We start from the raw sequence: 13,888 nt of genomic DNA, 5'->3' as shown, positions 1-13,888 counted from the left end.
CAGGGCAGTGATGCAGCTTCATTGCCATGCGATCGTCATGGCGCGGACCGGCGGGCGCTCAAGCCCCCACCAACGCGCGCTCGCCATAATAAGCGCTTTCGTCCAATATCCCCTCGCGCTTGGCCACGACCACGCCCACCAGCACCTGTCCCGTGACGTTGACCGCCGTGCGGCCCATGTCGAGGATCGGGTCGATCGCCAGCAGCAGCCCTGCGCCCTCCAGCGGCAGGCCGAGCGTCGATAGCGTCAGCGTCAGCATCACGGTCGCGCCGGTCAGGCCTGCCGTTGCTGCCGAACCGATCACCGATACCAGCGCGATCAGCGCATAATCGACTGCGCCCAGCGGGATGCCGTAAAAGCCCGCGACGAAGATCGCCGACAGCGCGGGGTAGATCGACGCGCAGCCGTCCATCTTGGTGGTCGACGCTAGCGGAATGGCGAAGGCGGCGTAGCTTTTGTCGACGCCCAGCCGTTCGGTCACGGCTTCGGTGACCGGCATGGTGCCGACCGAGGAGCGGGAGACGAAACCCAGCTGGATCGCGGGCCATGCCTTGGCAAAGAAGGGCAGGGGCTTCAGGCCATGGGCGATCAGCAGCGTGGGGTAAACGATTAGCAGGACGATCGCCAAACCCAGATAGATGGCGCCGGTGAACACACCCAGCCGCGCCAGCGCGTCCCAGCCATAGGTCGCGACCGCCGCGCCGATCAGGCCTGCCGAGCCGATCGGCGTCATGCGGATGACCCAGCCCAGCAGTGCCCGCACGACCGCCAGCAGGGACCGGACGAAGGCAAGGAATGGCTCCGCCTTCTCCCCGACCTTCAGCGTCGCCAGCCCGACGGCGATGGCGATGACCAGCAATTGCAGGATGTTGAAACCGATGCTGGTGCTGGCCGTGCCATCCGCACCGACCGAGGTGCTGCCGCTCAGCGCCAGGCTGTTGCCCGGCACCAACCCTTTGAGGAAATCGAGCCAGCCGCCCACGGAGTCCGGCTGCTTGGCGGCAAGCGCAGCGGTGCTCAGCCCCACGCCCGGCTGGACGATCAGGCCGATGGCAAGGCCGATGATGACCGCGATCAAGGCCGTGATGGCAAACCATAGCAAAGTCTGTCCGGCCAGCCGCGCGCCATTGTCGAGCGCGCGCAAATTGGCGATCGACGCGACGATGGCCGCGAATACCAATGGCGGGACGATGGCTTTGAGCAGAGAAACGAAGATCGACCCGACCGTCTGGAGCGTGGTCGCCAGCCAGTTGAGGTCGCCATCCGGTCCCGCGCCGATCTGGCGGGCGACAACGCCCAGCGCCAGTCCGGCGACCATGCCGACCATCACCTGAAATCCGAAACTGCGATAGGGTAGGGCCATGGCTGAACGTCCTGCGGGGCTAAGGCCGATCAATATGGGACGACGACATATAATTGCGCGCAAGCAAAAATTGCGCCGGGTTTAGTTTTTGCCGGGGTGGGTCGGGGGTCTGGCATCCCCCGTTCGCGTTCAGTCACCAACAACCGTTCGGGCTGAGCTTGTCGAAGCCTCGTCCTTTCTGCCTTGAGAAGAAGGACGTTCGTTGATCTTCGGTCGCCTTCGGCTCGACAGGCTCAGGGCGAACGGACGTAGAGTTCTTTCGTGCGATCAGATTGGCGGCTGCCCACCACTATGCCACATTGCCGGGTAAATGGATCGAAAGGGCATATATGAACTGGCGACTGGGGCTGTTGGTGGGCGCGGCGGCGATGCTGCCACAAGGGGCGATGGCGGCGGCTGACCCGGCGGCGGCGAAGGAGATATTGATGCGCTCGGTCGCCTTCCGCACGGTCGAGGGGGCGGGGCAGGTGCCAAAGCTGGCGGCCTATTATGCATCGGTGCTGAAAAGCGCTGGTTTTGCCGATGCGGACATCGTCATCACGCCAATGGGCGAGACGGCGACGCTGGCCGCGACAATCAAGGGGCGCGACGCCAAGCTCAAACCGCTGCTGATGATCGGCCATATGGACGTGGTGGCGGCCGATCGGGCGGACTGGACCCGCGACCCCTTCGTCCCTGTCGAGGAAAATGGCTATATTTTCGGGCGCGGCGCAGAGGACAATAAATATGACGTTGCGATGATGGTCGCGACGCTGGCGCAACTGAAAAAGCAGGGCTGGACCCCGCGCCGCACCGTCATCCTGCTGCTGTCAGGCGATGAAGAAACCGCGATGGTGACGACCAGGGCGCTGGCCGCGCAATATAAGGACGCGGAAATGCTGCTGAACGGCGATGGCGGCGGCGGACTGCTGAATGAGGAGGGAAAGCCGGTCCTCTATCAGTTACAGGCTGGCGAGAAGACCTATGCCGATTTCGAAATCGCCTTCACCGATCCGGGCGGGCATTCGAGCGCGCCGACGCCGGGCAATCCCATCTATCGGCTGGCCAAAGCAATCGACAGGATCGCCGCCTATCAATTCCCCGCGATGCGCAATGAACTGACCAGGGCATCGCTGACGCTGTCGGCAAAGCGGATCGGCGGGGAGGTTGGCGCGGCGATGCGGCGTTATGCCGAAACGGGCGATGCGGCGGCGGCGGAATTGCTGTCGACCAGGCCGGAATTTGTCGGGCAGGTCCGCACCACGTGCGTCGCCACCATGGCGCAGGCGGGCCATGCGCTCAACGCCCTGCCGCAAAGCGCCAAGGTGATGGTCAATTGTCGCATCTTCCCCGGCGTGGCTATTGACGCTGTAAAGGCGGAACTGGTGAAAGTGGTGGCCGACAGTGGCGCGACCGTCAAAACGCTGGGCGATCCGCTGGCCAGCGATGCGTCACCCCTTCGCACCGACGTCATGAAGGTGGTGCGCGACGCGGTAACCGCCCGTTCGCCTGACATCATAGTCATGCCCGGCATGTCGGCGGGCGCGACCGACAGCCTCTATTTCCGCGCGCTGGGGGTGCCGAGCTACGGCGTCTCCAGCCTGTTCATGAAGGCGGAGGATGGTTTTGCCCACGGTCTGAACGAGCGGGTGCCGGTCGCTGGGATCGGGGAGTCGCTGCTGCAATGGGACACTGTGCTGCGGGCATTGGCGAAGTAGAGCGCAACCTCCGTTCGCCCTGAGCGAAGTCGAAGGGCTCGCCCGACCAGCGGGAGGGCACTTCGCTTCGCTCAGTGGAGGGCTTCGACTGCGCTCAGCCCGAACGGTGAGGATATTACCCCCGCGCCACCGCATTGGCAGCCGACAGCACGGCCTGCACCGAAGCCGTCGCGACGTCGGCGTCGGTCCCCACGCCGAACACGGTGCGCCCGTCGGGCGTGCGGCATTCGACATAGGCGGCGGCGTTCACGTCGCTGCCCGATCCGATCGCATGTTCGCTATAGTCAGCGATTTCCAGTTCGACGCCCAGTTCCTCGCGCAGCGCGGCCAGCACGGACGACAGCAGGCCGTTGCCGCGCCCCGAAATCGAGCGTTCGCCGCCCTTGTGCGCGATCTTGCCGGTGAAGATGCGGTCGCCCGCCGCGCCGCCTTCCTGATAGTCGATCAGGCGATAGGCCTGTTCGCCGCCCAGATGATAATGGTCCTGGAACGCGGTCCAGATGTCGGCGGCATTGAGCTCGCGGCTGGACTGGTCGGCCATGCCCTGCACCACGCGGCTGAAATCGGCCTGCATCCGCTTGGGCAGCTTGAAGCCCTTGTCCTGCTGCAATACCCAGGCGACGCCGCCCTTGCCCGACTGCGAATTGACGCGGATCACCGCCTCATAGTCGCGGCCCAGATCCTTGGGGTCGATCGGCAGGTAAGGCACGTCCCAGATCAGGTCGTTGCGCGCTTCCTGCGCGGCAAAGCCCTTCTTGATCGCGTCCTGATGGCTGCCGGAGAAGGCCGTGAACACCAGTTCGCCGGCATAGGGGTGGCGCGGGTGGACGGGCAGCTGGTTGCAATATTCGACCGTCTGAATGACCTCGTCAATGTCGCTGAAGTCCAGACCGGGGTTGATCCCCTGCGTGTACATGTTGAGCGCCACCGTCACCAGGTCGCAATTGCCGGTGCGCTCGCCATTGCCGAACAGACAGCCTTCGACGCGATCTGCGCCCGCCATCAGCCCCAGTTCCGCCGCTGCAACGCCAGTACCGCGATCATTATGCGGGTGCAGCGAAATGACGACACTGTCGCGCTTGCTGATATGGCGGCACATCCATTCGATCTGGTCGGCATAGATGTTGGGCGTGGCGCACTCGACCGTGGCGGGCAGGTTCAGGATCAGCGGCTTGTCCGGCGTGGGCATCAAAATGTCCATCACCGCCTCGCAACATTCCAAGCTGAAATCCAGTTCAGCGGTGGAGAAGGTTTCAGGCGAATATTCAAAATGCCAGTCGGTATCGGGCTGGGCCGCCGCATTGTCGCGCAGCAGCTTGGCAGCGGTGACGGCGATCTCCTTGATCTGTGGCCGCTCCATGCCGAACACGATCCGCCGCCAGGCGGGCGACACCGCGTTATAGACATGGACAATCGCCTTCTTCGCGCCGCGCAGGCTTTCGAACGTCGTCGCGATCAGATCCTCACGCGCCTGCGTCAGCACCTGCACCATCACATCGTCGGGAATACGGCCATCCTTCACCAGCGCGCTGATGAAGTCGAATTCGGTCGCGCCCGCGGACGGGAAACCGACCTCGATCTCCTTGACGCCGACTTTTACCAGCAGGTCGAAGAAGCGGCTTTTCTTCTCCGCATTCATCGGATCGATCAGCGCCTGATTGCCATCGCGCAGATCGGTCGAGAGCCAGCGCGGGGGGCTGGTGATGACATTGCCCGGCCATTGGCGGTTGGGCAGGTCGATCTGGGGGAAGGCGCGATATTTCTGGGACGGATCGGTCAACATCATGGGTCAGCTACTTCTTTTGCGAACGGGCGCGCGGCTATTCGATGGCGCGCGGCCCGGTTAACGATGATCAGCGAAAAGGAAGCCCTTAGGCGTATCGTTGCTGCCCATAATCGAAAGGCAGCGCAAAAACCACGCCTAAGGGCGTGTAAGTCGTAGCAGGGGAAGAAGCGTCGCGCTCTGCATGATGGGGACGGCATAGCCGCTTTTGTGGCGGGGCGTCCAGTGGTTATTGCCCAACCCGGATCCGTCATCCTGACGAAAGTCAGGATCCAGGGTCCGGCACACAGCGCCGGACGCTCTGGACCCCGGAGCAAGTCCGGGTGACGGAGGTGGATTGATGGCCTTACTTCTGGAACGCGGCGACGATTTTCAGTTCGATCGCGTCGCCGACCATCGGCACGCCATAGGCCATGCCGAAATCGCTGCGCTTGATCGTCGTGGTCGCGACGAAGCCGACATTTTCCTTGCCGCCCGCCATCGCCGGGGCCTTGCCCGCACCATAAAGTTCAGCGTCCAGCGTCACGGGCTTGGTCACGCCCTTGATCGTCAGATTGCCGGTGATGTCCGCGCCGGTCGCGCCATCGGGCTTCACGCTGGTCGATACGAAGGTCGCGGTCGGGAATTTGGCGGCGTCAAAGAAATCCGCTTTTATCAGATGCTCGTCCAGCTTGGGTACGCCGGTGCGCAGATTGGCGACCGTGAAGGTGACGGACACTTTGGACGCGGCCGGGTTCGCCTTGTCCAGCGTCAACGTGCCGGTCGGTTCGGCGATGGTCCCCATATTGCTGGTGAAACCCATATGGTCCCACGCGAAAACCACCTGGGTATGGCCCGGATCGACGGTGTAGGTGCCGCCTGTCACCTTGGCAGCGTCTTTGGTGCCGGGCGCGGTCATCGGCGCCTGCGCGATCAGGACTGTGCCGCCGGTCAGGGCGATCAGGGCAGCGGCGGGGATGAGATATTTTTGCATGGGAAAACTCTCCACAACGATCAAGGGGCGCTACCACAATAGGCAGCGCCCCCGACAAGTTCCAGAGCCGTAACCAGAAACGGATCGTTCCCCCTTCTGGCGCTGTCACGAGATCAAAAATCCTCCCCTTGCAGGGGAGGATTTGGTTCAGTTCTTTTCCTGATCCACCAGCTTGTTGGCGGCGATCCAGGGCATCATTGCGCGCAGCTTGGCGCCGGTTTCCTCGATCGGGTGACGCTTGGCCGCGATGCGGCTGGCCTTGAGTTCCGGCTGACCGGCGCGGTTGTCGAGCACGAAGTCCTTGACGAAGCGGCCCGACTGAATGTCGGCCAATACGCGCTTCATTTCCTTCTTGGTTTCTTCGGTGATGATGCGCGGGCCGGTCTTGATGTCGCCATATTCGGCGGTGTTGCTGATCGAATAGCGCATGTTGGCGATGCCGCCTTCATACATCAGGTCGACGATCAGCTTCAGTTCGTGCAGACATTCGAAATAGGCCATTTCGGGTGCGTAACCGGCTTCCACCAGCGTTTCGAAACCGGCCTGGACCAGCGCAGTCGCGCCGCCGCACAGCACGGCCTGCTCGCCGAACAGGTCAGTTTCGCATTCCTCGCGGAAGTTGGTTTCGATGATGCCGCTGCGGCCGCCGCCAACGCCGCTGGCGTAGGACAAAGCGATGTCATGGGCGTTGCCGGTTGCGTCCTGATAGACGGCGATCAGGCAGGGGACGCCGCCACCGCGCTGATATTCGGAACGGACGGTGTGGCCCGGACCCTTGGGCGCGATCATGATGACGTCCACATCCTTGCGCGGCTCGATCAGGCCGAAATGGACGTTCAGGCCATGGGCAAAGGCCAGCGCCGCGCCGGGGCGCAGATTGGCGTGGATGTCGTCGGCGTAGATGGCGGCCTGATGTTCGTCGGGGGCCAGGATCATGAGGACATCGGCCCAGGCGGCGGCTTCGGCGTTCGGGAGCACCTTGAACCCTGCGCCTTCGGCCTTCTTGGCCGACGCCGAACCTGGGCGCAGCGCGATGGCGACTTCCGCAACGCCGCTGTCGCGCAGGTTCTGCGCATGGGCATGACCCTGCGAACCATAGCCCAGAATGGCGATCTTCTTGCCCTTGATCAGGCCGATGTCCGCGTCGTGATCGTAATAAACCTTCATGAGTGTCTCTTCCCTCGAACCGTGCCATTTTCCTCGCCCCTTCAGGGGAGAGGATACGAAATCTTGGCGCGGCCAAGCCGTGCCTAGATGAAGTTGGAGAGGAGGACCGCTGTGTCAGCCCTCTCTCCAGCTGCGACCAGGCAGTCGATCAGAGTCATGTGCTCTCAATCGACTGCCTGGTCTCGCTTCCTCTCCCCGCCGGGGAAAGGAGAATTCAGGTTAAATCGCTTCTTTCCCCCGGATCAGGCCGACGACGCCGGTGCGGCCAACCTCGACCAGGCCGATCTGGCGCATCAGGCCGACGAAATTGTCCACCTTGTCGGTCGTGCCGGTGATTTCGAAAATGAAGCTTTCGATCGTCGTGTCGACCACCTTGGCGCGGAACACGTCCGCCAGGCGCAGCGCCTCGATCCGGTCCTCGCCTGTGCCCGACACCTTGACCAGCGCCAGTTCGCGCTCGACGAAGGGGCCGCTTTCAGTCAGGTCCGTCACCTTATGCACCGGGACCAGCCGGTCGAGCTGGGCGATGATCTGGTCGATCACCTTGGGCGGGCCATTGGTGACGATGGTGATGCGGCTTACGCCATGATCCGGGGTGATGTCGGCCACGGTCAGGCTGTCGATATTATAGCCGCGCGCGGTGAACAGGCCCGCGATGCGCGCCAATATGCCGGCCTCGTTCGAGACGGTCAGCGACAGGACGTGTCGCTGGCTCAATTCTTCCTGAATATGCATCAGATGCTTGTCCCGTTTTCCTGCTCAGCGTCCCCGTCCGCCTTGTCGGGTCGCTGCGAAATCATCGCCGTAAAGGCATAGTGCCAGCCGCCATCCTGCCGGTGGGCGAGGCGGACGGGAAAGCCCGTAACCGCATCGAACATCCGGCTCAGATGCTCGCCCACATAGCGCGGGCCGATCAGCAGCGTGCCGATATGGCGCTCATGATGGTCGAACCCCTGGTCCAGATGCACTTCCCATTCGTCATTGTCCGGGTCGGCATGGTCGATGGTCCAGCCGGTCAGCTCGGCGCTGCCCACGTTCCGCTCGAAATCCCATGGTTCCGTGACGTGAATGCGCAGTTTCAGATGCTGCGTCACACCGTCATCCTCATACCAGCGCCTTGGCTTCGTCCGTCATGCTGCCCTTCACCTGGCTGGGGTCGAGCAGCATGTCGGTATGCGCCGCACCCGACGGGATCATCGGGAAACAGTTGGACAATTTGGCCACGCGGCAGTCGACGATCACCGGGCCGGGCGTGTCGATCATGGCGCGGATGCCGCTTTCCAGATCGTCCGGCCCCTCGATACGAATGCCGGTCCAGCCATAGGCTTCGGCCAGCTTCACGAAATCGGGCAGGCTGTCGGAATAGCTGTTGGAATAGCGGCTCTGATAGGTCAGTTCCTGCCACTGGCGGACCATGCCCATATATTCATTGTTCAGGATGAAAATCTTGACCGGCAGGCGATACTGGCTGGCGGTGCCCATTTCCTGAATGTTCATCTGGATCGATGCATCGCCCGCGACGCAGATGACCAGGCTGTCGGGATTGCCCATCTGCGCGCCGATGGCGGCCGGGAAACCATAGCCCATCGTGCCAAGGCCCCCGGAGGTCAGCCATTTGTTGGGCGCATCGAAGCCGAAATGCTGCGCCGCCCACATCTGGTGCTGGCCGACTTCGGTGGTGATGATGACGTCCTTGCCGGTCGCGGTGCAGGCCGAGTACAGGTCGGCGATCGCGCGCTGGGGCATGATTTCGGCGCCGTCTTCGGCATAGCCGAGCGATTTTTTCGCACGCCAGCCTTCAATCTGCGCCCACCAGGCCGACAGGTCGGCGGCTTCATGACCGCGCGCCTTCCACAGCGCCACCATGTCCGCCATCGCGCTGCCGACATCGGCGACTATGGCGACGTCGACATCGACGATCTTGTTGATGCTGCTGCGGTCGATGTCGATATGGACCTTGCGACTGTTGGGCGCGAAAGCGTCCAGACGGCCGGTAACCCGGTCGTCGAAACGTGCGCCGACGCAGATGATGAGGTCCGCCTTGTTCATCGCGAAATTGGCTTCGTAGGTGCCGTGCATCCCCAGCATGCCCAGCCATTGCGGGCCGGTCGCGGGATAGGCGCCCAGGCCCATCAGCGTCGACGTGACGGGCGCGCCGGTCAGGGCTGCAAGTTCGCGCAACAGGGTGGATGCTTCCGGCCCGCTGTTGATGACGCCGCCGCCCGTATAGAAAACCGGCCGTTCCGCCGCGGCCAGCATCTCGACCGCAACGTCGATCCCGGCGGCGTCCGCCTTGGTCTGCGGATGATAGCTCGCATGGGCGACCGGCGCCGGACGCTTGTAGGGCGCGGTGGCGATCTGGACATTTTTGGGAATGTCGATGACGACGGGGCCGGGGCGGCCAGTCGTGGCGATATGAAACGCCTCATGAATGACGCCCGCCAGTTTGGCCGGGTCTTTCACCAGATAATTATGCTTGGTGCAGTGGCGCGTGATGCCGACCGTATCCGCTTCCTGAAAAGCGTCGGTACCGATCAGCTGGGTTGGAACCTGGCCGGTGATGACGACCATGGGGATCGAATCCATCAGCGCGTCGGTGATGCCGGTGACGGCATTGGTCGCGCCGGGGCCGGACGTGACCAGGACGACGCCGGGCTTGCCGGTCGACCGGGCATAGCCCTCCGCCATATGGGTCGCGCCCTGTTCGTGGCGGACCAGCACATGCTTGATCGTGGGATGATTGAAGAGTGCGTCGTAGATGGGCAGCACTGCGCCGCCCGGATAGCCGAACACGACTTCGACACCCAGATCCAGCAGGCATTCGACCAAAATGTCCGCGCCGCTCTTTTCGGCCACGATAGATTCCTTCGCATTGTTCAAGCCGGGCCCTTTGCGTCAAGCGACGCGAAATGGCAAGGTAGCCGCCACTATCTGACACAAAATGACGTGTCAAATACTATTGTTGTAATTTAATTGCTAATTCGCCGATAATTTTATCATCAATATGCCGCCTTTCGCGCGTCCAGCCTGGCGGCGGCTGGTTCGAAAACCAGGTATATTGCCGCTTGGCATATTGCCGCGTCGCCAGCCGACCTTTTTCAATTGCTATGTCCAGCTCAGTGTCGCCTTTGATCCAGCCGCGGATTTCCGGCACGCCGATCGCCCGCATCACCGGCAGGTCGGGGTGCAGGTTGCGCGCCAGCAGCGCCTCCACCTCCGCCACTGCGCCCTGTTCCATCATCTGCCCGAACCGCCGGTCGCACCGCTCCATCAGCCACTCGCGCGGTGGCAGCAGGATCATCGGGGTCAGGGTGATGGCGTCGCCAATGCCGCCGCTTTTATGCTGCTGCCAGGCTTTGAGCGGCTTGCCGGTCGATCGCACGACCTCCAGCGCCCGCGCCACCCGCGTCATGTCGGCAGGGGCCAGCCGGGCGGCGGCTTCGGGATCTTCGACGCGCAATGCCGCATGGGCATCAGCGACCGGTAGCGCCCGCACAGTCGCGCGAATCTCCGGGTCGATTTCCGGCACCGGGGCAATCCCGTCCAGCAGCGTGCGGATATAAAGGCCGGTCCCGCCGACCAGCACGGGCAGACGTCCGGCGCCATGGACGGCAGCAATCTCTGCCTTGGCCTCCGCCGCCCAGCGCGGTGCGGTGCAGGCCTCCGCCCCGTCGATATGGCCGAACAGCTTGTGCGGCACGTCGCCCATTTCCTCTGGCGAAGGCCGGGCGGACAGGATCGCCAGATCGGCATAGACCTGGCTGGCATCGGCATTGATGACGATGCCATTGGCGGCTTTGGCCAGCGCAATGGCAAGCGCGCTCTTGCCGCTGGCGGTCGGCCCGGCAATAAGCGCGACCCGTGGGCGGGATTCGCCCTCTTGTGGTTCAGGAGTGTGCATGTTCGTCGCGACCTTAGTGGCAAGCGCCTCGATGGGGCAGGGGGATATTGCGCAAGGGGCGGACAGACTCGCCCAGGCGGGATGCAGGCCGGGCGATATGATCTGGCTGGACGCGGGCAAAGCCGCCGACATCCTTTTCGCCGCCGACCCGGTCGGAGCCCGTGCCGCGCTTGCCGATCTGGGGCAGGGCATCGACGTGATCGTCCAACCCGCCGCCACCCGCGAAAAAAAGCTGATCATCGCCGACATGGATTCGACCATGATCACGGTCGAATGTATCGACGAGCTGGCCGACTATGCCGGGATCAAGCCGCAGATCGCCGAGATCACCGAACGGGCGATGCGCGGCGAACTGGACTTTGAAGGCGCGCTGGACGAGCGGGTCGCGCTGCTCAAAGGGCTGGAGGACAGCGCCATCGACCGCTGCCGCGCCGAACGGGTAACAATCATGCCCGGCGCCAGGGCACTGGTTCGCACGATGAAGGCGCGGGGTGCCAAAGCCCTGCTGGTGTCGGGCGGCTTCACCCGTTTCACCGGACCAGTGGCTGAGGAAATCGGCTTCGATGCTGCTGTCGCCAATGTGCTGGAGATTGCCGACGGCGCGCTTCTGGGCACTGTCACCCGCCCGATCGTCGATGCCGCGCGCAAACGGGCGGAACTGGAAGCCATGATCGCTGGCGGCATGGATCGCGCGCTGACGCTGGCTGTGGGCGATGGTGCCAATGATATTCCGATGATCGAGGGGGCTGGGCTGGGCGTCGCCTATCATGCCAAGCCCAAGACCCGCGCGGCGGCCGCTGCGGAAATCGTCCATGGCGACCTGTCGGTGCTGCTCTATGCGCAGGGCATCGCCTCGGCCGACTGGGTGCAGGACTGATTGTCGGCCATTTCGTCACATTATCGTGGTTAAGCCACTGTTCGCCGTCATTTCGCTCCGGTAATGGATTATTTTGCGCGGTTCGCACGTTGCCCTCGCGTCGCACCTGCTGCGGCTAGAGGTCAATGCGGCGTCCGGCGATCCCCGCCATCGCGCCCAGGGAGAAGATATGAAAATCAACCATATGGCTTTGGCTGCCGCCGGGCTGTTCGCGCTGAGCGCCTGCGCCAAGAATGAACCGCCCGTCACCGTTGCGCCGCCCGTCGGGCCGGGCGCGATTGCCGGCACGGTTGCGGCCGATCGCGATGGCGACGGCTATGTCGATGGCTATTACACGTCGGACGGCATGTATCATGCCGTGCAGGGGCCGCCTTGCCCGCCGCCGCCCCCGCCGCCGCCGCCCCGTCGCGGAGAACGCGGCTGATCCGTAAGATGAACCGGGCGCGGCACCACCGCCGCGCCCGCGCCTTTCCCCTCGCTCTGCTGATCGCGGCCTGCGCCGTCACGCCGCCTGTGTCCGCGCGTGCCCAGCTCGCCGATGCGCCTGCGGACGCAGCCAAAGCCAGCGTCGCAAGCGAAATTCGCGCGGGCGTGAGCGGCAAGCTCAAGGATTTCTATGGCCCGCGCGGCTATTGGCCGCTCTGGGTGGAAAAGGACGCGATCGGGCCGCAGGCGGACGCATTGGTGGCGCTGATCGCCAGCGTCGATGTCGATGGCCTCGACCCGCGTGACTATGATCCGCGCGGCCTCCAGCGCCTGATCGAGGAAGCGGACGCCAGCCCCACGCCCAAGGCACTGGCCCGCGCCGATCTGGCGCTGTCAAAAGCCTTTGCCGCGCTGGTCGCAGACATGCGTCGTCCCGCACGCGGCATAGGCATGCGCTATTTGGACCCGGAAGTCGAACCGCGCGATCCCGATCCATCGGACCTGCTGCGTGCCGCTGCTGTGACCCCGTCGCTCACCGACTATATCCAGACTGCTGGCTGGATGAGTCCCTTCTATATGCGCCTGCGCACGGCCCGCGCCGATTACCGGGCGCGCTGGGGCGACCTGCCGGGCGTTACGGTGCCGGAAGGGGTGAAGCTGCGCCCCGGCGGCAGTACGCCGGAAATTGCGCTGCTGCGCCATCGGCTCGGCCTGGCCCAGGGCGCCGCCTATGACCGGGCACTGACAGCGCGTGTGCGCGCGTTCCAGAGCGATCATGGCCTGTCCGCGGACGGCATAGCGGGCGGGCAGACGATCAGCGCGCTCAACCGGGGACCGGCCTATTATGACCGGCAGTTGGCGCTCAATATGGAGCGAGCCCGGCTGCTGCCCGGACCCTGGGTGCGGCATGTCGTGGTGGATGCCGCATCGGCGCGCCTGTGGTATTACAGCAAAGGCGCGCTCGACGGCACGATGAAGGTCGTGGCGGGCGCCAAGGAATCGCAGACGCCGATGATGGCGGGCATGATCCGCTACGCCACGCTCAACCCCTATTGGAACATCCCGCCCGATCTGGTGCAAAGCCGGGTCGCGCCAAAAATCCTGAAAGGCGCCTCGCTCAAGGGCATGCATTATGAGGCATTGACCGACTGGAGCGCCAATCCCGCGCCTCTTGCCCAGAGCGCGGTCGACTGGGGGTCGGTCGCGGCGGGACGCAGCGAAGTGCGGGTGCGGCAATTGCCGGGCGGCGACAATGCCATGGGCCGGGTGAAATTCATGTTCCCCAACGACCTTGGCATCTACCTGCACGACACGCCCTCGCGCGACCTGTTCGCCAAGCCTGCGCGCCATTTCAGCAATGGCTGTGTCCGTCTGGAGGATGCGCAGCGCCTTGGCCGCTGGTTCTTCGGCAAGCAGCCGGTGGCGGACGGCAGCGCGCCGGAACAGCATCGGCCACTGCCCCAGCCAGTGCCGGTATATCTCACTTATCTGACCGCCGTTCCCACGGCGCAGGGGGTGCAGTTTCTGCCCGATGTATATGGGCGGGACGGGGATTAGGGGCGCATCAAATGCGGGGCTATCATATATGACTCCGCCCCCGCCATCATCGTCATGCTGAACTTGTTTCAGCATCCATTTCTCGTCTCCAGCGGCGGCTTTTGGGGCACGATGGATCCTGAAATAAATTCAGGATGACGTTGA

The 13,888-nt window shown here is 63.8% G+C and carries 12 protein-coding genes; 4 read left to right on the top strand and 8 right to left on the bottom strand.

Annotation, left to right across the window (positions count from 1 at the left end; genetic code table 11):
* Positions 1-58: 58 nt before the first annotated feature.
* Positions 59-1,363 (bottom strand): dicarboxylate/amino acid:cation symporter, encoded by a 1,305-nt coding sequence (locus tag SX1_RS07970; RefSeq protein ID WP_019052557.1) that lies wholly within the window; start codon positions 1,361-1,363, stop codon positions 59-61.
* Between the two features lie 329 nt (positions 1,364-1,692).
* Here SX1_RS07970 and SX1_RS07965 point away from each other — a divergent pair, with 329 nt between their 5' ends.
* On the top strand, positions 1,693-3,060 hold the full coding sequence (locus SX1_RS07965; protein ID WP_019052556.1) for a M20/M25/M40 family metallo-hydrolase: 1,368 nt from the start codon (positions 1,693-1,695) through the stop codon (positions 3,058-3,060).
* Positions 3,061-3,175: 115 nt separating this feature from the next.
* On the opposite strand, the gene leuA is transcribed toward SX1_RS07965, so the two are convergent.
* From leuA to miaA, 7 genes are all read right to left on the bottom strand, one after another.
* Entirely contained in the window at positions 3,176-4,846 is a 1,671-nt protein-coding gene (leuA, locus tag SX1_RS07960) for a 2-isopropylmalate synthase (RefSeq protein ID WP_019052555.1), read from the bottom strand.
* Positions 4,847-5,189: 343 nt separating this feature from the next.
* Positions 5,190-5,816, bottom strand: coding sequence for a YceI family protein (locus SX1_RS07955; RefSeq protein WP_019052554.1), 627 nt, complete (start codon positions 5,814-5,816; stop codon positions 5,190-5,192).
* Between the two features lie 147 nt (positions 5,817-5,963).
* Complete coding sequence (gene ilvC, locus SX1_RS07950; RefSeq protein WP_019052553.1) at positions 5,964-6,983, bottom strand: ketol-acid reductoisomerase; 1,020 nt, start codon at positions 6,981-6,983, stop codon at positions 5,964-5,966.
* Between the two features lie 219 nt (positions 6,984-7,202).
* On the bottom strand, positions 7,203-7,718 hold the full coding sequence (gene ilvN / locus SX1_RS07945; protein ID WP_017184659.1) for an acetolactate synthase small subunit: 516 nt from the start codon (positions 7,716-7,718) through the stop codon (positions 7,203-7,205).
* The gene (locus tag SX1_RS07940) at positions 7,718-8,077 is read right to left on the bottom strand and encodes a hypothetical protein (protein ID WP_017184658.1); all 360 of its coding nucleotides are present in this window, start codon (positions 8,075-8,077) and stop codon (positions 7,718-7,720) included. The genes ilvN and SX1_RS07940 overlap by 1 nt, the downstream gene beginning before the upstream one ends.
* 10 nt (positions 8,078-8,087) lie before the next feature.
* A complete protein-coding gene (locus SX1_RS07935) occupies positions 8,088-9,839 on the bottom strand; it encodes an acetolactate synthase 3 large subunit (protein ID WP_026149580.1) in 1,752 nt (583 codons plus the stop codon).
* Positions 9,840-9,939: 100 nt separating this feature from the next.
* Positions 9,940-10,884, bottom strand: a complete 945-nt coding sequence (miaA, locus tag SX1_RS07930; RefSeq protein ID WP_019052551.1) for a tRNA (adenosine(37)-N6)-dimethylallyltransferase MiaA — start codon at positions 10,882-10,884, stop codon at positions 9,940-9,942.
* On the opposite strand from miaA, the gene serB reads away from it, so the two are divergent.
* The 3 genes from serB (at position 10,883) to SX1_RS07915 (ending at position 13,744) form a co-directional block, all read left to right on the top strand.
* Positions 10,883-11,761: a phosphoserine phosphatase SerB gene (serB, locus tag SX1_RS07925; protein WP_019052550.1), complete on the top strand. Its 879-nt coding sequence runs from the start codon at positions 10,883-10,885 to the stop codon at positions 11,759-11,761. The two genes, miaA and serB, sit on opposite strands and share 2 nt — an antisense overlap.
* Before the next feature lie 169 nt (positions 11,762-11,930).
* Entirely contained in the window at positions 11,931-12,185 is a 255-nt protein-coding gene (locus tag SX1_RS07920; RefSeq protein WP_017184654.1) for a hypothetical protein, read from the top strand.
* Entirely contained in the window at positions 12,134-13,744 is a 1,611-nt protein-coding gene (locus SX1_RS07915; RefSeq protein WP_019052548.1) for a L,D-transpeptidase scaffold domain-containing protein, read from the top strand. The genes SX1_RS07920 and SX1_RS07915 overlap by 52 nt, the downstream gene beginning before the upstream one ends.
* Positions 13,745-13,888: the final 144 nt, after the last annotated feature.

The organism is Sphingobium xenophagum NBRC 107872 (genome assembly GCF_000367345.1).
GTDB classification, from domain to species: domain Bacteria; phylum Pseudomonadota; class Alphaproteobacteria; order Sphingomonadales; family Sphingomonadaceae; genus Sphingobium; species Sphingobium xenophagum.
This window is presented reverse-complemented; position numbering and strand designations above follow the sequence as displayed.

Excerpts from the sequence above, each read along its gene's own strand:
- leuA (WP_019052555.1), bottom strand. The coding sequence starts at position 4,846 with ATGATGTTGACCGATCCGTCCCAGAAATATCGCGCCTTCCCCCAGATC.
- SX1_RS07965 (WP_019052556.1), top strand. The coding sequence starts at position 1,693 with ATGAACTGGCGACTGGGGCTGTTGGTGGGCGCGGCGGCGATGCTGCCA.
- serB (WP_019052550.1), top strand. The coding sequence starts at position 10,883 with ATGTTCGTCGCGACCTTAGTGGCAAGCGCCTCGATGGGGCAGGGGGAT.
- SX1_RS07920 (WP_017184654.1), top strand. The coding sequence starts at position 11,931 with ATGAAAATCAACCATATGGCTTTGGCTGCCGCCGGGCTGTTCGCGCTG.
- miaA (WP_019052551.1), bottom strand. The coding sequence starts at position 10,884 with ATGCACACTCCTGAACCACAAGAGGGCGAATCCCGCCCACGGGTCGCG.
- ilvN (WP_017184659.1), bottom strand. The coding sequence starts at position 7,718 with ATGCATATTCAGGAAGAATTGAGCCAGCGACACGTCCTGTCGCTGACC.
- ilvC (WP_019052553.1), bottom strand. The coding sequence starts at position 6,983 with ATGAAGGTTTATTACGATCACGACGCGGACATCGGCCTGATCAAGGGC.
- SX1_RS07955 (WP_019052554.1), bottom strand. The coding sequence starts at position 5,816 with ATGCAAAAATATCTCATCCCCGCCGCTGCCCTGATCGCCCTGACCGGC.
- SX1_RS07970 (WP_019052557.1), bottom strand. The coding sequence starts at position 1,363 with ATGGCCCTACCCTATCGCAGTTTCGGATTTCAGGTGATGGTCGGCATG.